This window comes from Novosphingobium sediminicola (genome assembly GCF_014196525.1).
In the GTDB taxonomy this organism is placed as follows: Bacteria; Pseudomonadota; Alphaproteobacteria; order Sphingomonadales; family Sphingomonadaceae; genus Novosphingobium; species Novosphingobium sediminicola.
The window spans coordinates 1-18169 of record NZ_JACIDX010000029.1 but is presented as its reverse complement, the minus strand read 5'-3'; the positions used below and the strand labels follow the sequence as shown (position 1 = coordinate 18169).

The window sequence follows — 18169 nt, the reverse complement described above, 5'->3', positions numbered from 1 at the left end:
GACCCTTTGCGATGACTGACAAATCCTTCTGGCAATCCGGCCATCGGCCCACGCTGATAATGGCCTTCCTCTATTTCGACGTGGCCTTCATGGTCTGGAACCTGCTTGGCCCGCTGGCACCGATCTTTTCCAAGGCGCTGGCGCTGTCCCCTGCGCAAAAGGGCTTCATCGTGGCCGTGCCCACTCTGGCGGGCGCGGTGCTGCGGCTGGTCAACGGCTTTCTGGTCGACCGCATCGGTCAGAAGGTGACCGGCACGATCGGTCAGATCATCGTCATCCTGGGCCTGGTCGCGGCATGGCATTTCGGGGTCGCCTCGATGAACGGGCTGATCGCGGTGGGCATCATCCTTGGCTTTGCCGGGGCCAGCTTTGCCGTGGCGCTGCCGCTGGCCAGCCGCTGGTATCCGCCCCAGCATCAGGGCAAGGCGATGGGCATTGCAGGCATGGGCAATTCGGGCACGGTGCTGGCCGCGATCTTCGCGCCGCTGCTGGCCAAGGCCTTTGGCTGGGAAAATGTGCTGGGCATGGCCGCCATTCCCGTTGCCATCGTCTTCGTCGCCTATCTCGTCTTCGTTAAGGACAGCCCGCATCAGCCCCCCGCCAAATCGACCGGCGACTATGTGAAGGGCTATTTCAAGATGCTGGCCGATGGCGATGCATGGTGGTTCATCCTGTTCTATGGCGTGACCTTTGGCGGCTTTGTCGGCCTGTCCGGTTCGCTGCCCAGCTGGTACACGGGCGAACTGGGCTTTACCCCGGTTCAGGCGGGCTATGCCACGGCGGCCTGCGTGTTTGCCGGTTCGCTGGTGCGCCCGATGGGCGGCGCTTTGGCCGACCGCATCGGCGGCATCAAGACGCTCTCGGGCGTCTATGCTCTGGCCGCCGTGCTGCTGGTGGTGATTTCGCAGGCTCCGGCCAGCTTTGCCGTGATGTTCCCGCTGTTCTTCCTGACCATGGCGACGCTGGGCGTGGGCAATGGCGCGGTGTTTCAGCTGGTGCCGCAGCGTTTCCGTCATGAAATCGGGGTGATGACCGGCCTTGTCGGTTTTGGCGGCGGCGTGGGCGGTTTCTACCTTGCCTCTTCGCTCGGCCTTGCCAAGCAGTGGACCGGCAGCATGAGCAGCGGCTTCCTGATCTTCGCGGCTCTCTCGGTGCTGGCTCTGGCCGGTCTGACGGGTGTCAAGAAGCGCTGGCGCACGACCTGGGGGGCGGCGATCAGCGGGGTCCGGATCTAACCCGCGAATTTAACTTTTGGCCAGCCTTCGGGCCAGTTTGAAATCGGCATGGAGCCATGTCCCGAAATCCTGAGGCTTCAGGATCACCGGCATGGCCTCCACCGTCAGTATCGCAAAGCTGGGAATTTCGGAATCGCGCCAGATGCCGGCACCCGCCAGAACCGGCCTGGCGCGATCCTCCATCCAGCCGCCACGCGCATGAAAGGCCGTCATCGGCACGAGACAGCGGAACTGGGTATGGCGCAGAGTGCCGATCCAGAACGGGCTGTCCAGATTGCGAACATGGGTTACGATATGTTCGCCGCGCGGCGGGGGCAGCACGCCCCACAGGCGCGGGACCAGAATGCGCCCGCGCTCTTTATCTCGTATGGCCACGGGCGCATAACCGCCCGGCGCCACCGGCCCGCCCATCCAGACATCGCCCGCCGCATCCGCGCCCAGAGCCGCGGCAATTTGTGCGGCATCGGCATCAAGGTGATAGGCGGCGGGCATCAGCCCAGCTTGAGCCCCAGTTCGGCCAGCAATTGCGCCGCCTGAGCGCGCGAAATCGTCGCCCCGCGAAACAGCGCCGCATCGGTCAGCCGCAATCCGCCAAGATCGGCCCCGCGCAGATCGGCCTTGTCAAAACGCGCGCCGACGAGGTTGGCATCGCGCAGGCTGCAATCCTCGAAGCTCACATCGCGGAAATCGCATTTGCGCAGGTCGGCCTGCGAAAAGTCCACCCGCGCAAAACGCTGCTTGCGGAAATCCAGCCCGGCCAGTTTGGCCCCGGCGATCAGCGTTTCCTCGAAATGCGCATCAATAATCCGTGCATCGCCCAAATCCGCCCCGGTCAGTTTCCCGCCGATAAAGCGCAAGCTGGTCATGCGCGCATGGCGCAGATTGGCATTGTTCAGATCGCACGAGCGGAACACCGCATCGGTCAGATCGGCGTTGAAGAAACTGGCCATGGGCGCGCGGCAGGATTGCCATTGCGTGCGCTCCAGCCGGGTCTTGCCCAATTCGGCGCGGCGCAGCGTGCAGCGCTCGAACCGCCACCCGGCCAGATCGAGTTCCCCCAGTTCCGCCTCATCCAGATCGCATTCGACCAGATGCACGCCGCCCTTGTGCGCCTGCGCCAAAGCGGCGACCTCGTCGCGGCCCAGCGCGCGATTTTCGATAGTTTCCTGCATGATCCTCTTTACTGCGCCTGACACATGGTGGCGATCGCATCCATCATTTCGCGATAGGCGTCCACCGTGGGATCGACCAGCGACTGCAATTGCAGTCCGTCCGACAGGGCGATCAACTGGCGCGCTTTGCTGTCCGGGTCCATCGCGGCCGAAATGAGGCCTGCGGTCTGCTGGGCGCGGATATGACCCGCCAGCGAGGCCGAAACCGCGGCAAAGCGCTGTTGAAAGAAATGATGCGCGGGATGGGCCGGATCGACCGCTTCGGCGGCAAAGGTGAAATAGAGATGCAGGATGCCCGGCATGGCGATGTTGCGGCGCACCTGCTGGACGAAATTATCCAGCGGGTTGGCGGCGGCAGGCGCGGCGCGGCGTGCGCCTTCGTCCCATCGCATGATGACCTGTTGCAGCAATTCCTCGCGGCTGGAAAAGTAATAGAGGATATGGGCCGGTTCGATCCCCAGCGCCCGCCCGATCTCACGCAGCGAGGGGTTGCGCAATTCTTGGCCGCTCAACCGTTCCATCAGGCCGTTGAGGATTTCCTCACGCCGCGCTAGCCCCTTGGCCGATGCGCCCGCCGTTTTGGGCGCAGATTTGGGCGCCGATCCGTGTGCGCGCTTCTTCGCGCCGGTACGGGGCGGGGGGGAGGGATCGCTCATGCCATTCCCTTTTGCATACAATAGCGCGAGGCAACAGGGCTAAATGTCGAAAGGAATTAGTCCAGCAAGATCAAGGACCGAGCAGGTACGCCCCTCGCTGGTCAGCATGACAGAGCCCATGGTACCGCCTGTCTTTTTCACTGGTTTTGCCGTCAACCGCTCCACCGCGCAAAGGCCTTGCAGAGGAAAACCTGCCGTCCGCGCGCCATCGCTGACCAGCAGCAGGGGGCGGGCGCGGCGCAGAGCGCAAGTCGCAGATGAGCCGCCAGATCCAGTACAGCGCCATCCCGCGATGCGACAGGATCGCATGATAGGGGGCGAAACAGCGTTCAAGCCAGATGAGAGAGCATGCCTCATGGCTCATGATATCGGTAGTCTGGCGCAGTCGGCATCGGGCAAAAGGCGATCCTTTTGCCAAAGCCCTCCGTTCAGGCGCTTACCATCTTGCCACGCTGAAGTCGGGCCCAAGCGTTATTACCATCGGCAAAGATGGACTAAAATTCCAGATGCCCCAGGTCGAGCCCACCCAAAGCGGTTAACGCCTCATCATTCGCCGCATCCGCGTGTCTGCTTTGCGGATCAAAGACAAGAATAAAGGTCGCCTTGGCATGCAAAGCGGCAATCCGAATTTGTTGCTAAGATTGCCGAAGAGGGAAACTAATCACATCTGTTTCACAAATTCTTGCCACATGCAGTCTGAGGTAGAGAAAAATTCGGGTTGGTCAGAAACTTATCGTCAGTCAGCATATTTAAAAACGTGATGATCGCGCCTTCCCGGCCAGCGGGCAGGGGCAAGCCGTGGCGCATGATCGCATCATGGAGCGTAGGCGCCGAACCATCGTGCCAATACGGGCCGGTTACCGCCACATTGCGCAGGGAAGGGGTGCGAATGCGCCCCCTGTCGGCCTGTTTCCCGGTCACTTCATACAGGCCCTGATCGGGCGCGCTCGGGGTCGGCGGCCCCAGCCGGTGATAGGCCATATCGGTAAAATCAGCGCCTTTGTGGCATGAGGCGCAGGATTGGCGAAAGGCCGCCCATCCGGCGCGAGCCTCGGGCGAGAGAGTGTGACGGTCGAAGGGCGTATCGCGCGAAATCAGGCTGCGCTCGAAACTGGCCAGCGCGCGCGCAACCTTGGCGAAATTCACCGTCTGATCGCGCCCGGGAAAGGCGGCGGCAAACATCTGGCGATAGCAGGGATCAGCGCCCAGCCGCTTAGGGATTTCCGCCTGCATTCCGGCCATGCCCATTTCAACCGGATGCGTGCCGAAAACCGGAACGGCCGCTTGTTTTTCCAACGTGGTCTGGCGCGGATCGGCCCATGTCAGGGGCGAGAACCGGCCGACATTGGCAAGGCCGGGCACATTTCGTCGCCCCGGCTCGTCCGTCACGCCGGGGTGTGTGCGGTTACCATCGCCGAAACCGTGGCGCTGCTCATGGCATGTGGCGCAGGACATCGTGCCATCGCGCGAGAGGTCGGCGTCGTAAAACAACCGCCGCCCCAGCGCGATCCGTGCATCATGATCGCTTTGCGCCAGCACTTGCGACGCGGCGACCGAGATCATCATTGCCATAATCGCAAAGATTGACTTCATGGATTGGGCAGGGTCATCACCGTCACATCGCTGGCGCCATTGGCCGCGATCTGTATCGTATAGCGGCCCGGCTCCAGCGAGAACTCCACAACCTTGCGGATACCGGTGCAATCCGGCCCATGACCGTGCGCGGTTGAACGCAAGGGGCCATCCGTGCCGATGACATCAAGCCATGCCGCCGATCCCAGCGCGATGCGATAGGTTCCTGACTTGGTAATATTGAGAATAAGAATACCACCATAGCTCATAGAACCACCGGGTTTTTCTGGCCTTACCTCATATTTTACCTGAGGTGTCGAACTCAGCGCCACGCGTCCCGCCGTGCCGATAGGCAAAATAGGTGCCCCGGCTAGATCATTGCCCGCCTTCGTCGCAACCGGATTGGCCCATTGGGCATAGTCGCCGCTGGGCATGACCGGCGCGGCGCAAGCGGGCACGGCGGGCATTTGAGCCGAAGTCTGACCGCCCGAGACGGCAAGCACCAGCGCCCCAAACCCAGCCATGATTACGCCATTTTTCGGCATGATTGCGCCCCCAGCATTGAATCTATATCTTTATGGATATAGATAATGCCACGAATCACAAGCCATAATCGTGGCAGCCATGAGGGAATTTTCCATGCAACCGGCCCGTATCTTCCCGCTTCTGGCGGCCACCATGCTTGCCCAACCCGCCTTTGCCGAGGATCAAAGCACGAGCTTTGGGCTGGGCCAGATCGCGGTGACGGCCACGGCGCCCAAGGATCTGGAAATCACCAGTGAGCGTTTGAGCGCCAAGGCGATCGAGACATTCGGCCGCGTCACGCTGGATGATGCGGTGGCCATGGCTCCGGGCGTTTCGGCGGGCAACAGCGGGGGCACGCGCAATGAAAGGCTGATCTTCGTGCGCGGATTCAACCGCTTTCAGGTGCCGCTCAGCGTTGATGGCATAAGGGTCTATCTTCCCGCTGATAACCGTCTGGATTTCGGTCGTTTTCTGACCAATGACGTTGCCGAGGTGCAGATCGCCAAGGGCTATGTTTCGGTGCTCAACGGGCCGGACGGGATGGGCGGGGCGATCAACCTTGTCACCGCCAAGCCGACCAAGGAACTGGAAGCTAAAGTTGGGGCGAGCCTCAATCTGGGGCGGCAGGGCGAATATGCGGGCTATTCGGCCAATGCGCTGATCGGCACGCGGCATGATAAATGGTATGCGCAAGGAAGCTTTGGCCGCAATTACACTGATCACTGGGATCTGGCGGGCGGCTATGCCGGCACCACCAACCAACCGGCGGGCCGCCGCAACCTGTCGCAATCGGGCAATTGGCGGGTGAACGTGAAGGCCGGTTTCACCCCCAATGCGACCGATGAATATGTGATCGCCTATACAAGGCAGGAGGGGCAGAAACTGGCCCCGCTGCATATCACTGATCCGGTCTCTTCCCAGCGTTTCTGGACATGGCCCGCGTGGAACACCGAGAGCCTCTATTTCCTCTCGACCACCGCGCTGGGTGAGATCGGGGCGCTCAAGACCCGGCTTTATCGCAACAATTTCTATAACATGCTGCGCGCATGGGATAATGCGAATGAGAATACTCAAACGCTGGGCCGCGCCTTCGACAGCCCCTATTGGGATGAAGCGCTGGGCGGATCGGGCGAATTGACGCTGCGCCCCTCGGCCAAGGAGCGGATCAGCATCGCGTTTCAGATGCGTTCCGACCGCCACCGTGAGGCGCAGACCAGCTTTCCCAGCGGCGCGGTCGAACCGGTGCAGACCAGCCTTGAAAACACCTATAGTCTCGGGCTCGAACATGCCTATCAATTGACCCCGGCGCTGAGCCTGACGCTGGGCGGGGGCTATGACTGGCGCGATCTGAAGCGGGCCGAGGAGTATGGCGCGCCGCTCGGCACATCGGGTGCAAGCATCTTGTACAATTACCCGATGCGCAACACCAGCGCGTGGAGCGGGCAGGGACGTCTCGATTGGGCGGTGAATGCCGATACGCGCCTGCACGTCAGCCTGTCCTCACGTGCGCGCTTCCCCACGATCTTTGAAAGGTTTAGCCAGCGCTTCGGCACCTCGATCCCCAATCCCGGCCTGAAGCCCGAACGTGCGCGTCAGATCGAAATCGGCGGCTCGACGCGCCTTGGCGTGGTCAAGCTTGAGGCCGCCGCCTTCCACGCGCTGGTGTCCAACGCCATCGTTTCGGAAAGCGTGCTGGGCTATGCCTGCACCGCCAGCACCACGCCTGGCAATTGCGCGCAGACGGTGATGACCCAGTCGCTCAACGTTTCACGCGGGAAATATTACGGCGTCGAACTCTCGGCCAGCGCGCAAGTGCTGCCCGGCCTAGCTCTTGGCGGGAATTACACATGGGTGCATCGCGATTTGGTCGATCCGGGCAATGCCGCCTTCCGGCCCACCGATGTGCCCAGCCACAAGGGTTTCGTCTATGCCGACTGGACGCCCGTCTCGCGCTTCCACTTGATCCCCAGCGCCGACATCGCCTCAAGCCGCTGGACGGTGACCAGCGCGACGCCGATCCATTATTACCGCACCGGCGCCTATGTGAATGCCGCGATCAAGGCCGAAGTGGAATTGCGCAAGGGGATCAGCATTGCCGTTTCGGCGCGCAATCTGTTCGATGCCAATTATCAGCTCGTGGACGGCTTCCCCGAGGTCGGGCGCAGCTATCAGCTCTCGTTCCGCGCCAGTTACTGATCGCGGGCCTGTTTGATCCGGTGGAAGGCATCGCCCATCAGCGCGGTGACTTCTGCCTCGGTCGATACATGCTCTGGCGAATAGCGCAGCCCGACCCGGCGCGTCATCGACCAGTGATCAACGTAAAGCGCCTTGTTCGGGCCAAACACCAGATCGACGTGTTTGGCCAACAGCGCAGGGGCACCTGCAGAATAAGCGAGGCGGAACAGGGCGATATCCACCACATAAGGACCTACCATCAGCCAGCCATAGGCAGGCCCCAGAACCGGGCGACCCTCGATGGCCAGATGGCCGCGCATCACATGAACCGGCGCGGAAATCGCGCGCTCCAGACTGACCGCGAGTGCGGCGCTCATCATTGCGCCAAGGTCTGAAGGGGCGTCGGGGGCGGCAGGAAAGATCGCCAGCAGATCAACCGCCGCGCGAGAAATCACCGCGCGGTCGGCATCGCTCATCGCATAGGCTTTGAAGGCCTTGGCCACGCTCCAGCCGTGGCTGGCGGCCACGCGCTTGCCCAATTGCAGAATGTTCTGGCTTATCGTCATGGCTGCGCCTTAGAGTGCCTGACGCCGCGCGGCTAGGGGATTTCGGTGGCGGCAGGATTGCAAAAGAGATTGACCGCACAGAGGAATAATAGCGCGATTTTTGCGCTTACAGAATGTTCCGATAATGCCGATTATGTAAAGAATGTTCCGTGCGACTATGCGTCCACCTACAACCCGAACTGCGCCGCCAATAATGCAATCAGCCCGAAAGCCACCACCCACAGAAGCGCCATACCCAACTTTCGCCCCGCGCTCAGCCGATAACTGGAGAGATTGCGCCACACCAGCATCAGCATCAAAGCAACCGCAATCAGCGCGACAATCTGATCCATGCTGATCCCGGCCGAGCTCATGCCGTAATGACCATCCCGTCAAAACCTACATCGACATGAGCCGGAATTTCGCGACTCAGTGTCGCGTAATCCATGCTCTTGTCCAGATGGATCAGCGCGACCTTTTTCGCCTTGGTCAGATTGGCCAATTCAAGCGACATCGTCAGATTGGCATGGGTCGGATGCGCCTCGCGCCGCAGACAATCGGTGATCAGCACGTCCGAGCCGTAGAACAGCGACACCATCTCATCGGTAATCTCGCTGAAGTCTGTGGCGTAACTGATTGTCTTGCCATCACAATCAAAGCGAAACCCGGTGCTTTTGGCCGGTCCATGCGGCATCACGGTCCAGCCGATGCCGATGCCAGCGCACATCCGCAACTGATTCAGCGTTTCGAGCTGAACAATCGTGTGATAGCCAAATTGGCCGGCAAAAACATAACCAAAGCGTTGCCGCAGCCGCCGCACCGTTTCATCCACGCCATAGCCCGGTATCGGCCCGGTTCGGCCATAACGCAGCGGGCGCAGATCATCGATGCCATGGGCATGGTCGGCATGATCGTGGGTCCAGAAAACTGCGTCTATCTTATGGATATTGTTGGCGATAAATTGCTGACGCAGATCGGTGGACGTGTCCACCAGCAACCGCGTTCCAGAATCGCTCTCGATCAGAATCGAGGCGCGCGTGCGGCGGTTGCGCGGTTCTTCGGGATCGCAATCGCCCCAATCCAGCCCGAATTCGCCGCCGATGCGCGGCACGCCGGTCGAGGTGCCGCTGCCCAGAATGATCGCCTTCATGCCGCTTTTCCAAACAGCTTGCGGAAATTCGCCGTGGTCTGCGCGGCCAGTTCCTCAACCGCAACGCCCCGCAATCCCGCCACAAAACGCGCAGTGTCGGCGGTATAGGCCGGCTCGCAAGTCTTGCCCCGGTGCGGGACCGGCGCAAGGAACGGCGAATCCGTTTCGACCAACAGACGATCGGCCGGAACTTCGGCCGCAAAGGCCTGCAATTCCTTGGCATTCTTGAAGGTCACAATCCCCGACAGCGAGATCGTCAGCCCCAGTTCCACCATCCGCGCCCCAAACCCGGCCGAGGCGGTGAAGCAATGGATCAGCGCCGGAAAGGCCCCCTCTCCCATCTCCTCCTCGATGATGCGCGTGGTGTCCTCCTCGGCATCGCGGGTGTGGATGATCAGCGGCAGGCCGGTTTCGCGCGACACGCGAATATGGGTGCGGAACAAGGCCTGTTGCACCGCGCGGTCGGAATGGTCGTAATAATAATCGAGGCCGGTTTCTCCGATCCCGATCACCTTGGGATGGCGCGTGGCCTCCAACAAGGCCCCCTCGCCCAGATCGGCGTGCTCGTCCGCCTCATGCGGATGAATGCCCACCGTGGCCCAGACATCGGGGTTGCGGTCCGCCGTGGCGATCACCGCGTCCCATTCGCTTTGCCGGGTCGAGATGTTGAGGAAACCGCCGATCCCGGCCGCGCGGGCGCGGGCCAGAACCTCGTCCTGATCCTCGACCAACCCCTTGTAATTGAGGTGACAATGCGAATCGATCAGCATCAATCCTCCGCGGGTATTTCGAGACGTGGGAATACGCCGACCGGCTGCGACAAGGTGAATTGCCCCGCCAGCGCGGTCAACCAGTCGGTATCAAGCGCATCATAATCGCGCGCTTCAACGCCCATCTGGTCCAGCAGGCGATCAATCGCGCTCGGCACCACCGGCCGAACGGCAAGCGCCAGATCACGCACACAGCGCAGCAGGGTCATTAACACCGCCTCCATCCGCGCCGGATCGGTCTTGCGCAGGGTCCACGGCGCCTGTTCGTCGACATAGGCGTTGCAGGCGAAAACAGCGCGCATCCAGCCATCGAGGCCCGCGCTGAAATCATAATCGGCAAAGGCGGCGCGCATTTCGGCAATACCGGCGGCGACCGCATCACGCAGCGCGCTATCGGCCTCAGCCACCGCACAATTGGCCTTGAGAACACCACCCATATTCTTGAAAATCATGGACAAGGTGCGCTGCGCCAGATTGCCGAAGCTGTTGGCCAGTTCCGCATTGCACCGCGTGACAATCGCCTCAGCGCTATACGAACCGTCATTGCCAAAGCTGACCTCGCGCAGGAGGAAATAGCGTAGGGAATCCACCCCAAAACGTTCAGCCAGTTCGAGCGGATCGACCACATTGCCCAGCGACTTCGACATCTTCTCGCCACGATGCAGCAGGAAGCCATGGCCATAGACCTGACGCGGCAGCGCCAGATCCGCGCTCATCAGAAACGCGGGCCAATAGACGGTGTGGAAGCGGACAATATCCTTGCCGATCAGGTGGATATCGGCGGGCCACCACTTGTCCATCTCCGGCGTCTTTTCCGGATAGCCGAGCCCGGTCAGATAGTTGGTCAACGCATCGACCCACACATACATCACATGGCCCGGCGAACCGGGCACCGGCACGCCCCAATCAAACGAGGTCCGGCTGATCGAGAGATCGCGCAGACCGCCTTCGACAAAGCGGATCACTTCATTGCGGCGGCTCTCGGGCTGAATGAATTCGGGATGCTCGGCATAAAGCGCCAGCAAACGATCACCATAGGCCGAGAGGCGGAAGAACCAGCTTTCCTCCACCGTCCATTCGACCGGCGTGCCTTGGGGCGAGAGCTTCACCCCATCCTCGCCCGCGACCAACTCGCTTTCATCATAGAAAGCCTCGTCACGCACCGAATACCAGCCCTCATAGCGGTCGAGGTACAGGTCGCCCTTGGCCTCCATCGCCTGCCAGATCGCCTGACTGGCGCGGTAATGCGCCTCGTCGGTGGTGCGCTGAAACTTGTCATAGCTGATGTTCAGCGTGTCGCACATCGCCTGAAAATGGGCGGACATTTCATCGCACAGCGCGCGGGGTGTAATGCCCAACTCGCGCGCCTTTTGCGCCATTTTCAGCCCATGTTCGTCCGTGCCGGTCTGAAACCGCACATCGCGGCCCGATGCCCGCTGAAAACGGGCGATGACATCGGCGGCAATCGCTTCATAGGCATGGCCGATATGCGGCTTGCCATTGGGATAGGCGATGGCGGTGGTAATATAGAATGGTTCGGCCATGAGCCTGCGGCACCTGCAATAGAATGGGCAATAAAAGAGATTGCCGCCTCTCTAGGCAAGCATCCGCCCGCTGCAAACCGCTTTTTTGCCCCTATCCGATTATCGCCCGGATGCGGAGGCCAACAGCGCCCCCATTTCCATCGCCAGCATGGGCGGCTCATAGTTGAAGATCGGCGCCTCGGCCCCCAGTCGGACCAGCGCGGCATGGGCCTCGATCATCCGCGCCTGACGCTCAGGGCTTGCTGCGCGCAGGTTATCGGCCAGCACCGCGCGCGCCAATTCAAACGCCGCCTGAACCCGCGCCCGGCTGGGCCGCGTGCCCATCACCGTGGCCAGAGCGCCCCGCAGCGCCAGATCGGGATCGCCCTCGACCGCCAGTCTTTGCATCAGCGCGTGAACCGGGGCCAGATCCTCCTCGACAAATTCCAGCGCCACGCCGGGCGAACCCTGCGCCGCTGCAATCGCTGCCGCCCGCGTCGCCGCATTGGTATGGGGCGCGGCGCGGCTGAGCACCAGATCGACCTGTCCATCCTCCAGCGGCGCAAAGCGCAGAATGCGGCAACGCGACCGGATCGTGGGCAGCAAACGCCCGATACGATGCGCAACCAACAGGAAATAGGTCCCCGCCGGCGGTTCCTCCAAGGATTTCAACAGCGCATTGACCGCGTTCTTTTCCAGATCGTCCGCCGTATCCAGAATGACCACCCGCCGATTGCCCAGCGTGGGTCTTGTGTTCAACCGGTGCTGCATCCGGCGGATCTCGTCGATAGGGATCGAACGCTTGCGATTATAGTCCTCGCCCGCCTCGCGTTTCTTCTCGTCTTCCTTGGTGGCGGGCGGATATTCGGGGATCAAAATATCGGGATGCGCCTCGACCGGAGGCTGTGCCACGCCCGGCTCGGCCACCAGTTCAGCGGCGGCGATCCGGGCAAAGCTACCCTTGCCCACGCCCTGCGGCCCGGCCAGAATCCAGGCATGATGCATCCGCGCGCTGCCCAGCGCCGCGTGCCATTCGCGCCAGGGCGCATCATGGCCCAGCAGGCGCGTCACAACAGCGGGCCAAGCGCCGACATCACGGCATCATGCACGACATAGACATCCTCGGCGCCGTCGAGATGGACGAAGCGTTCCGGCTCGGCCTCGGCAAACCGTTCAAAGGCCGCGCTCACGCGGGCGTGATAGTCCGCCGCACGCCCGCCGATCCGGTCCGATCCATCGGCATCACGCGCCGTCAGCCTTGCCGAGGAGACCTCGACCGGCACCTCGAACAGCAAGGTCAGATCCGGCAACAGGCCCTCGCTGCCGATCCGATGGAGCGTAAGCACGTCCTCGTCAGACAATCCGCTGCCGCCGCCCTGATAGGCGCGGCTGGAATCGATGAAGCGATCACAGATCACCCATGCCCCGCGCGCCAGAGCCGGACGGATCAGCCGTTCGACATGATCGGCCCGCGCCGCCGCAAACAGCAGCGCTTCGGCGCGCGCGCCCCATCCCTCGCCTTCCGTGCCCAGCAACAGCGAGCGGATTGCCTCAGCCCCCGCCGTGCCGCCCGGTTCGCGCGTCAGCACGACCTCATAGCCGCCCGCGCGCAACGCTTCGGCCAGCAACTTGCTCTGGGTCGATTTGCCAACGCCCTCGCCCCCTTCGAGCGCAATGAAGCGCCCCGGTGCCCTGACCTGTTCCCCCATCAGGAAATCAACCTTGCAAAACCAAACTTTACCCGATCCATGACCCCGCCTTTTTCGACCTCCTGCGCCGCCGTCAATGGCAAACGCACAGGAGCGGCTCCCCCAAGCCGCACTTCCAATTCGGCCACCGGCGTGCCCTTGGCAATGGGCGCAACCAGCGGTCCGTTATAAATCACCCGCAAATTCGCAGGAGCAGACGCCCCCGCAGGCATCGTGGCAAACATATCGCGCGGCGCAATCAGATCGACCGAGCCGACCTTACCACCCTGGACCTGCGCGGATGCCAGCTTTGTCCCGGCGGCCACCAGCGGCTTATCCTCCCATGCGGAAAAGCCCCATTCCAGCAAAGCCTTGGCCGCCGCCGTCCGCTCGCGCGGGGTGGGAACACCGGCCAGCACCATCAACAGGCGCCGCCCGTTGCGCTGGGCCGAGCCGAGGAAATTGTAATGCGCCTCGCCGGTAAAGCCGGTCTTGATTCCGTCCGCGCCCGGCACCACGCCCAGCGTGGGGTCATGGTTGGGCTGGGTAATGCCGTTCCATGTCATGCCGGGCTGGCCCACGAAGCGGCGGTAATAATCGGGATAGCGCGTCAGCATCGCGCTGGCCAGTTTGACCAGATCATTGGCCGAAACATAGGTGTTGCCCTTGTCCATCCAGCCATTGGGCGTGCCGAAATGGCTGTGCGTCATGCCAAGGCGCCGCGCGGCATCGTTCATCTTTGCGACCCAGCCCGCCACGCTGCCCCCTGCCCCTTCGGCCAGAACCACCGCGCCGTCATTGGCCGAAACATTCATGATGCCCATCAACAGGTCATGCACCGTCGGCTTGCTGCCCTCGGACAGGAACATGCGGCTGCCCTTGGAATGCCATTCGCGCCATGCCTCGCGGCTGACGGTAAAGGTCTGATCCTCGCGCAATTCGCCCTTGGCCAGCATTTCAAAAGCGACAAAGGCGGTCATCGTCTTGGTGACCGAGGCAGGCAGGAAGGGCGTATCGGCATTATGCGCATAAAGCGTGCGCCCAGAGCCCAGATCATAGAGCAAAGCCACCGGAGCAGCGCTGATCTGGGGCGGGGGCAAAGGATCGTCGGCCCGCGCGGCCAAAGCCACATTGGCCGTATTCGACGTGGGCGCAGGCAAAGGCGGAGCCAGCGGCACAACCACCTGACCCGAATTCACCCCGCCATGCGCGGCCAGCGCCGCCAGCCCTGCGACAGAGACCGTAACGCCAGCAATCAGCAGCTTTTTCATTCGAGAAATTTTCAAACTCGTTCCCGCAATCTGTCCGGCCCCTTCCGTTTTGGAATGGGAACCGCCAGTCGCGGGGAACGACCTTTAATCCCCGCGCTGGATTCGCGCTTCGGTATAGCCAGCAGCCCTGGCTTTAGCCAGCGCGGCTTCGGCGGCCGGGCGCGAAGGATAAGCGGTTGAGCGTACACGCCATAGCGCGCCGCCGCCCACGATCTGCGCCCCTGCGGCATGGGCCAGCGACTGGGCGCGGGTCTTTTCCGAAAAGGCGCCATATTGCACCACGAAACCGCCCGAAACCGGTGCAGGCGCGGCGCTGACGCGGGCCTCCAGCGCGATGGGGGCCTTGGCGACAGGCTTGGCCACGGCAAGCGGTTTAGCCGGGGAAATCGGCTTGGCCATGGCAAGCGCCTTGGGCTCCGCTACCGGTTTGACCACAGGTTTGGCCGGGACAAAACTCTGCGCCGGTTGGCCCGGCGGGGCATAGGCCAGTTCGGCGGGCGTCTTGACCGGCGCAACGGATGTAAAGCGGGGCGTGGTATAGGACGCGCCTGTAACAGGCGGGGCAATAGGCTGGCGCGGTGTGGGGGCCACGGGCATGGGCGCGATGGCGGCCTTGACCGGCTTGGCCACCGGCGTCGCTGACGCCAGCTTGGGCGCGGGCTTGGCGGCGGGCGCATCATCGTCCTCGTCATGCGCCGCGCCCACCAGCACGCTGGTCGCCAGCGAAGCGCCCGCGTGATTGGCATTGGGATCGGTGGCCAGACGGCGTTGCAGCACCGCCAGCAACGGCTTAGGCGTGGCCATCCGTTCGGGCGCATTCATCCCGGCGCGCAACAGGGCGCGTTCATTTTCCAGCGGATTGACCCGGCGCACCCGCACCGGGGCCTGACCGTCGCTGCTCGCGCCCAGTTGCGCCAGCGCGGCGGGCGACAATTCGATCGTATGATTGCTGTCCATCGGTCCGCGCCGTTCAACCCGCACCAAAATCGTGCGGCCATTGGTCAGCGAAGTCACCTCGACATAGGAGGGCAGCGGCAGCGTGTGATGCGCGGCCGAAACGCCCGATACCGGTCCGCCCGCCGAGGCATAGCCCACCGCGTCATAATTCATCGCATTGGCGGGCGAAAACACGGTGTCACCCACCTTATACGGTTCGCCCAGCACCACCGGATAATCCGCCGCCGGACCCGATACCGCGCGCGGCGTATCGGGCGTGGCGGGCGCGGGGGGCAATTTGCCGCCGCCCGAAACGAAGGGGATCTTGAGCCCGGCATTTGCGGGCATTCCCGCCCCCAGCGCAGCCCCCGAAACGGCTACCGCCAGCATCAGGCGCGCTACTCGACGTTCAACGGGCAATCTCATTGGCCAGCAATCCCACACTCAAGGCGTAATAGTTCGAGCAGTTATAATCGAGGATAACCCGATAATTACCGGTTAAGAGGAAAGCAGGTTTTCCGGCACCATCCGGCTCGATCAGGGTAGTTAGCTCAGAATCCCTGATATTTCCCTCCGCATTGACCCCTAATGCGCGCCATTCGGCCACGGTTTTCCATTGGCTCATGCGGGCATGGACGCGCGGACAAACTGGCGAATCGAGTCGCGAGGCGACACCGGCCCGGTTAAAACCATCCGGCACAGAGGCGGGCACCCCCCATGGCACCCCCGGTTTCCACCCGGCATCGCGGAAATAGGCGCCGATGGAGGAAAGCGTATCGACCCGGCTGGTCCAGATGTCGGCAAAGCCGTCGCCATCGCCATCCTGCGCGATCCGCAGATAGACTGAGGGCAGGAATTGCGGGTTGCCAAAGGCCCCTGCCCAACTGCCGCGCAGCCGGTCACGCGGGACGCCGCGATCCACCATTTTGAGCAGTGCGATAAATTCAGCCGCAAACAATTCACGCCGCCGCCCTTCATAGGCCAACGTGGCCAGCGAACCGGCCAGATCGAACCCGCCTTTGGCCGCGCCATAATCGGTTTCCGCGCCCCAGATCGCCAGCAGGATCGGCAAGGGCACGCCATAGCGCGCCTCGATCCGCCCGGCATCGCCCGCCACATTGCCGTAAACCGCCCGTCCGCGCGCAATGCGTGAGGCATCGACATGCTTGATGCGATAGGGCGCATAGGCGGGCGGTGTGGTGGTCGTGCTGGCGCCGGGCTGGCTGCGGTCGAGCTGGATCACGCGAGGGTTATAGGTCAGCCCGGTGGTCATCGCCTGAATGGTCGCCTCGCTGACCCCCTCGCCCCGCGCCCGCGCGGCCAGCAGTTGCAGATAGGCGTCAAATCCGGCCGGGCTGGCATCCTCCTGCGCCCATAGCCGCGAGGGCGGCATCATCGTGGCAGCCAGCCCCAAAGCCAGAGAAAACAAGGCGGTCATACAGCGGTGGCGCGTGGGGCGGATCGTCATGCGGTCGCTTATGGCACAGGCATCCGCGCAAAAAAACCCGCCGGCCCTTGCGCTTGGCCGGGAATCGGGGCTATGCGCCGCAACATAAGGACAGGTGGCCGAGTGGTTTAAGGCAGCGGTCTTGAAAACCGCCGTGGGTGGAAGCTCACCGTGGGTTCGAATCCCACCCTGTCCGCCAATTTTCCGTACCAATGCATTGAAACATAGAAATTTTTCCTCTTTTTCAAAGAGCGGATTCCTCTTTGGACCCCTCAATTAGATTGAAGCACTCTGAGCGCGTGCGGGCAGACCGGCAAGGAACGGTTTGCATGAATGAATTGGACGACAGGTTTCTTCGCATTGGCGAAGTGATCGTGAAGACGGGTTGTTCTCGAGCGACCATTTACCGCATGATTGCCGATGGAGGCTTTCCGCGTCAGATTACGATTGGAAAGCGATCTGTCGGCTGGCGCCTGTCGGCAGTTATGAAATGGATGGAAGCGCCGCCCAAATTCCATTCTGATTGATGCGTCTGCAGGCCTGTTGATAGCTTGCACATGCTATCACAGCACCAGTTCCACCTAGCTGTAGCTATGTCGGGGCGCTTGAGATAGTTTCATGGTATGGCCATCCCGGACACTTACCTTGCCCTTCTTGGCGTACTTGCCGAAGCTTTTGAACGCTATGAGGGAGCCACTGGGCATTGCCCAGTTCTGGTGGGCGGTGGCGCGGTGGCTGTTCAGACACAAGGCGCGTTTATGTCTGGCGACCTTGATTTGTACGCGCCAAGTGATGACGCTTTGGAAACTGCGCTGCTCCATTCCGGCTTTGTCAGAGAAGAGCGTCGTGGTCGGCTGGTAGGCGGTTTCTATCACCCTGACTTTCCCGAATATGGTGTTGAAGCAATTTCTGGTCAGTTATTCGACGGTCGTGCCGATAAAAACCGGCTGATCCGTGTGCTGTTCCACGAGGCGAAAGGCATCGTCATCCCCTCGTTCGAGGACATGATTGCCGACCGTCTTGGCCAATATGCGGCTTCCAGCCAGCGCGACCAAAGTCGGCTTGCTCAGGCGCGGCTGTTGTTCAAACTGGCGGAAGAGATCGATTTGAGTTATTTACGATCGCGCATCGCCGATGAGGGTGGAAATTTCGAACTGCTGGAAGAAAGGAGGGCCAGTGAACTATGAAGACGATCACGCTAAGCGCTCTTCGTGAGCAGGTTGAACGCAGGAAGGTAGCCATTGGCTGGATTGATGACGAATCCAGCACAAATGCACTTCGCAATTCGGGGATCGCACGAAGTCCTGCCAAAAGGCAGATGCTCAGCGAGATTGAAGTGCGTGCTAGGAATGCTGGGCGTAAACCTGTAGTTTCAAACTACTGAATTTTCCGCATGGAAATTTGCTGATTGAGGTGCTGCCGGTTTGATGGACACCGAGATAAGCTTCCTTAGGCTACCCCAGCCTGACGTTCGAAGTCGATAGGACTGACATAGCCCAACGTC

At 61.9% G+C, this 18169-nt stretch carries 20 protein-coding genes and 1 tRNA gene; 6 read left to right on the top strand and 15 right to left on the bottom strand.

Going from position 1 to position 18169, the window contains the following annotated elements:
* The first annotated feature begins 11 nt into the window (after positions 1–11).
* Entirely contained in the window at positions 12–1235 is a 1224-nt protein-coding gene (locus GGR38_RS22825) for a nitrate/nitrite transporter (protein ID WP_183629154.1), read from the top strand.
* Positions 1236–1244: 9 nt separating this feature from the next.
* Here GGR38_RS22825 and GGR38_RS22820 read toward each other — a convergent pair whose 3' ends face one another.
* The 5 genes from GGR38_RS22820 to GGR38_RS22800 form a co-directional block, all read right to left on the bottom strand.
* Positions 1245–1727 carry an SOS response-associated peptidase family protein gene (locus tag GGR38_RS22820; protein ID WP_183629152.1) on the bottom strand — a complete coding sequence of 161 codons (483 nt, stop codon included), beginning with the start codon at positions 1725–1727 and terminating at the stop codon, positions 1245–1247.
* Positions 1727–2407, bottom strand: coding sequence for a pentapeptide repeat-containing protein (locus GGR38_RS22815; protein ID WP_183629150.1), 681 nt, complete (start codon positions 2405–2407; stop codon positions 1727–1729). Before GGR38_RS22815 ends, GGR38_RS22820 begins: the two co-directional genes overlap by 1 nt.
* Before the next feature lie 8 nt (positions 2408–2415).
* Positions 2416–3063, bottom strand: coding sequence for a TetR/AcrR family transcriptional regulator (locus tag GGR38_RS22810; RefSeq protein WP_183629149.1), 648 nt, complete (start codon positions 3061–3063; stop codon positions 2416–2418).
* 672 nt (positions 3064–3735) lie between these two features.
* A complete protein-coding gene (locus GGR38_RS22805) occupies positions 3736–4656 on the bottom strand; it encodes a cytochrome-c peroxidase (protein WP_183629147.1) in 921 nt (306 codons plus the stop codon).
* A complete protein-coding gene (locus GGR38_RS22800) occupies positions 4653–5159 on the bottom strand; it encodes a hypothetical protein (RefSeq protein WP_221227225.1) in 507 nt (168 codons plus the stop codon). The genes GGR38_RS22805 and GGR38_RS22800 overlap by 4 nt, the downstream gene beginning before the upstream one ends.
* A 115-nt stretch (positions 5160–5274) precedes the next feature.
* On the opposite strand from GGR38_RS22800, the gene GGR38_RS22795 reads away from it, so the two are divergent.
* The gene (locus GGR38_RS22795) at positions 5275–7356 is read left to right on the top strand and encodes a TonB-dependent receptor plug domain-containing protein (RefSeq protein ID WP_183629143.1); all 2082 of its coding nucleotides are present in this window, start codon (positions 5275–5277) and stop codon (positions 7354–7356) included.
* On the opposite strand, the gene GGR38_RS22790 is transcribed toward GGR38_RS22795, so the two are convergent.
* From GGR38_RS22790 to GGR38_RS22745, 10 genes are all read right to left on the bottom strand, one after another.
* Positions 7350–7901: a hypothetical protein gene (locus GGR38_RS22790; protein ID WP_183629141.1), complete on the bottom strand. Its 552-nt coding sequence runs from the start codon at positions 7899–7901 to the stop codon at positions 7350–7352. The genes GGR38_RS22795 and GGR38_RS22790 overlap by 7 nt on opposite strands.
* A gap of 167 nt (positions 7902–8068) precedes the next feature.
* A complete protein-coding gene (locus GGR38_RS22785) occupies positions 8069–8233 on the bottom strand; it encodes a hypothetical protein (protein ID WP_183629139.1) in 165 nt (54 codons plus the stop codon).
* A gap of 17 nt (positions 8234–8250) precedes the next feature.
* Positions 8251–9030, bottom strand: a complete 780-nt coding sequence (locus GGR38_RS22780; protein WP_183629137.1) for an MBL fold metallo-hydrolase — start codon at positions 9028–9030, stop codon at positions 8251–8253.
* Positions 9027–9800, bottom strand: coding sequence for a TatD family hydrolase (locus GGR38_RS22775; protein ID WP_183629135.1), 774 nt, complete (start codon positions 9798–9800; stop codon positions 9027–9029). The genes GGR38_RS22780 and GGR38_RS22775 overlap by 4 nt, the downstream gene beginning before the upstream one ends.
* Positions 9800–11344, bottom strand: coding sequence for a methionine--tRNA ligase (gene metG / locus GGR38_RS22770; protein ID WP_183629133.1), 1545 nt, complete (start codon positions 11342–11344; stop codon positions 9800–9802). The genes GGR38_RS22775 and metG overlap by 1 nt, the downstream gene beginning before the upstream one ends.
* A gap of 99 nt (positions 11345–11443) precedes the next feature.
* Positions 11444–12394, bottom strand: a complete 951-nt coding sequence (locus tag GGR38_RS22765; protein WP_343059209.1) for an AAA family ATPase — start codon at positions 12392–12394, stop codon at positions 11444–11446.
* Positions 12391–13032 carry a dTMP kinase gene (gene tmk / locus GGR38_RS22760; RefSeq protein WP_183629131.1) on the bottom strand — a complete coding sequence of 214 codons (642 nt, stop codon included), beginning with the start codon at positions 13030–13032 and terminating at the stop codon, positions 12391–12393. The genes GGR38_RS22765 and tmk overlap by 4 nt, the downstream gene beginning before the upstream one ends.
* Positions 13032–14282: a D-alanyl-D-alanine carboxypeptidase family protein gene (locus tag GGR38_RS22755; RefSeq protein WP_183629129.1), complete on the bottom strand. Its 1251-nt coding sequence runs from the start codon at positions 14280–14282 to the stop codon at positions 13032–13034. Before GGR38_RS22755 ends, tmk begins: the two co-directional genes overlap by 1 nt.
* Before the next feature lie 84 nt (positions 14283–14366).
* Positions 14367–15644 (bottom strand): septal ring lytic transglycosylase RlpA family protein, encoded by a 1278-nt coding sequence (locus tag GGR38_RS22750; RefSeq protein WP_183629127.1) that lies wholly within the window; start codon positions 15642–15644, stop codon positions 14367–14369.
* On the bottom strand, positions 15628–16686 hold the full coding sequence (locus tag GGR38_RS22745) for a lytic murein transglycosylase (protein ID WP_425497084.1): 1059 nt from the start codon (positions 16684–16686) through the stop codon (positions 15628–15630). Before GGR38_RS22745 ends, GGR38_RS22750 begins: the two co-directional genes overlap by 17 nt.
* Positions 16687–16774: 88 nt before the next feature.
* Between GGR38_RS22745 and GGR38_RS22740 the strand changes: the two genes are divergently transcribed.
* The 4 genes from GGR38_RS22740 (at position 16775) to GGR38_RS22725 (ending at position 18049) form a co-directional block, all read left to right on the top strand.
* Positions 16775–16864 (top strand) — tRNA-Ser (locus tag GGR38_RS22740).
* 130 nt (positions 16865–16994) lie between these two features.
* Positions 16995–17192, top strand: a complete 198-nt coding sequence (locus GGR38_RS22735; protein ID WP_183629125.1) for a helix-turn-helix transcriptional regulator — start codon at positions 16995–16997, stop codon at positions 17190–17192.
* Positions 17193–17288: 96 nt separating this feature from the next.
* Positions 17289–17852: a hypothetical protein gene (locus tag GGR38_RS22730; RefSeq protein WP_183629123.1), complete on the top strand. Its 564-nt coding sequence runs from the start codon at positions 17289–17291 to the stop codon at positions 17850–17852.
* On the top strand, positions 17849–18049 hold the full coding sequence (locus tag GGR38_RS22725; protein ID WP_183629121.1) for a hypothetical protein: 201 nt from the start codon (positions 17849–17851) through the stop codon (positions 18047–18049). Before GGR38_RS22730 ends, GGR38_RS22725 begins: the two co-directional genes overlap by 4 nt.
* The last annotated feature ends 120 nt before the right edge of the window (positions 18050–18169 follow it).

Bases quoted from the DNA above. Each gene is read 5' to 3' on its own strand.
- GGR38_RS22780 (WP_183629137.1), bottom strand. From the start codon at position 9,030: ATGAAGGCGATCATTCTGGGCAGCGGCACCTCGACCGGCGTGCCGCGC.
- GGR38_RS22790 (WP_183629141.1), bottom strand. From the start codon at position 7,901: ATGACGATAAGCCAGAACATTCTGCAATTGGGCAAGCGCGTGGCCGCC.
- GGR38_RS22775 (WP_183629135.1), bottom strand. From the start codon at position 9,800: ATGCTGATCGATTCGCATTGTCACCTCAATTACAAGGGGTTGGTCGAG.
- GGR38_RS22785 (WP_183629139.1), bottom strand. From the start codon at position 8,233: ATGGATCAGATTGTCGCGCTGATTGCGGTTGCTTTGATGCTGATGCTG.
- GGR38_RS22750 (WP_183629127.1), bottom strand. From the start codon at position 15,644: ATGAGATTGCCCGTTGAACGTCGAGTAGCGCGCCTGATGCTGGCGGTA.
- GGR38_RS22800 (WP_221227225.1), bottom strand. From the start codon at position 5,159: ATGGCTGGGTTTGGGGCGCTGGTGCTTGCCGTCTCGGGCGGTCAGACT.
- metG (WP_183629133.1), bottom strand. From the start codon at position 11,344: ATGGCCGAACCATTCTATATTACCACCGCCATCGCCTATCCCAATGGC.
- GGR38_RS22755 (WP_183629129.1), bottom strand. From the start codon at position 14,282: ATGAAAAAGCTGCTGATTGCTGGCGTTACGGTCTCTGTCGCAGGGCTG.
- GGR38_RS22820 (WP_183629152.1), bottom strand. From the start codon at position 1,727: ATGCCCGCCGCCTATCACCTTGATGCCGATGCCGCACAAATTGCCGCG.
- GGR38_RS22745 (WP_425497084.1), bottom strand. From the start codon at position 16,686: ATGACGATCCGCCCCACGCGCCACCGCTGTATGACCGCCTTGTTTTCT.
- GGR38_RS22805 (WP_183629147.1), bottom strand. From the start codon at position 4,656: ATGAAGTCAATCTTTGCGATTATGGCAATGATGATCTCGGTCGCCGCG.
- GGR38_RS22815 (WP_183629150.1), bottom strand. From the start codon at position 2,407: ATGCAGGAAACTATCGAAAATCGCGCGCTGGGCCGCGACGAGGTCGCC.
- GGR38_RS22810 (WP_183629149.1), bottom strand. From the start codon at position 3,063: ATGAGCGATCCCTCCCCCCCGCCCCGTACCGGCGCGAAGAAGCGCGCA.
- GGR38_RS22795 (WP_183629143.1), top strand. From the start codon at position 5,275: ATGCAACCGGCCCGTATCTTCCCGCTTCTGGCGGCCACCATGCTTGCC.
- tmk (WP_183629131.1), bottom strand. From the start codon at position 13,032: ATGGGGGAACAGGTCAGGGCACCGGGGCGCTTCATTGCGCTCGAAGGG.
- GGR38_RS22735 (WP_183629125.1), top strand. From the start codon at position 16,995: ATGAATGAATTGGACGACAGGTTTCTTCGCATTGGCGAAGTGATCGTG.
- GGR38_RS22825 (WP_183629154.1), top strand. From the start codon at position 12: ATGACTGACAAATCCTTCTGGCAATCCGGCCATCGGCCCACGCTGATA.
- GGR38_RS22730 (WP_183629123.1), top strand. From the start codon at position 17,289: ATGGCCATCCCGGACACTTACCTTGCCCTTCTTGGCGTACTTGCCGAA.
- GGR38_RS22725 (WP_183629121.1), top strand. From the start codon at position 17,849: ATGAAGACGATCACGCTAAGCGCTCTTCGTGAGCAGGTTGAACGCAGG.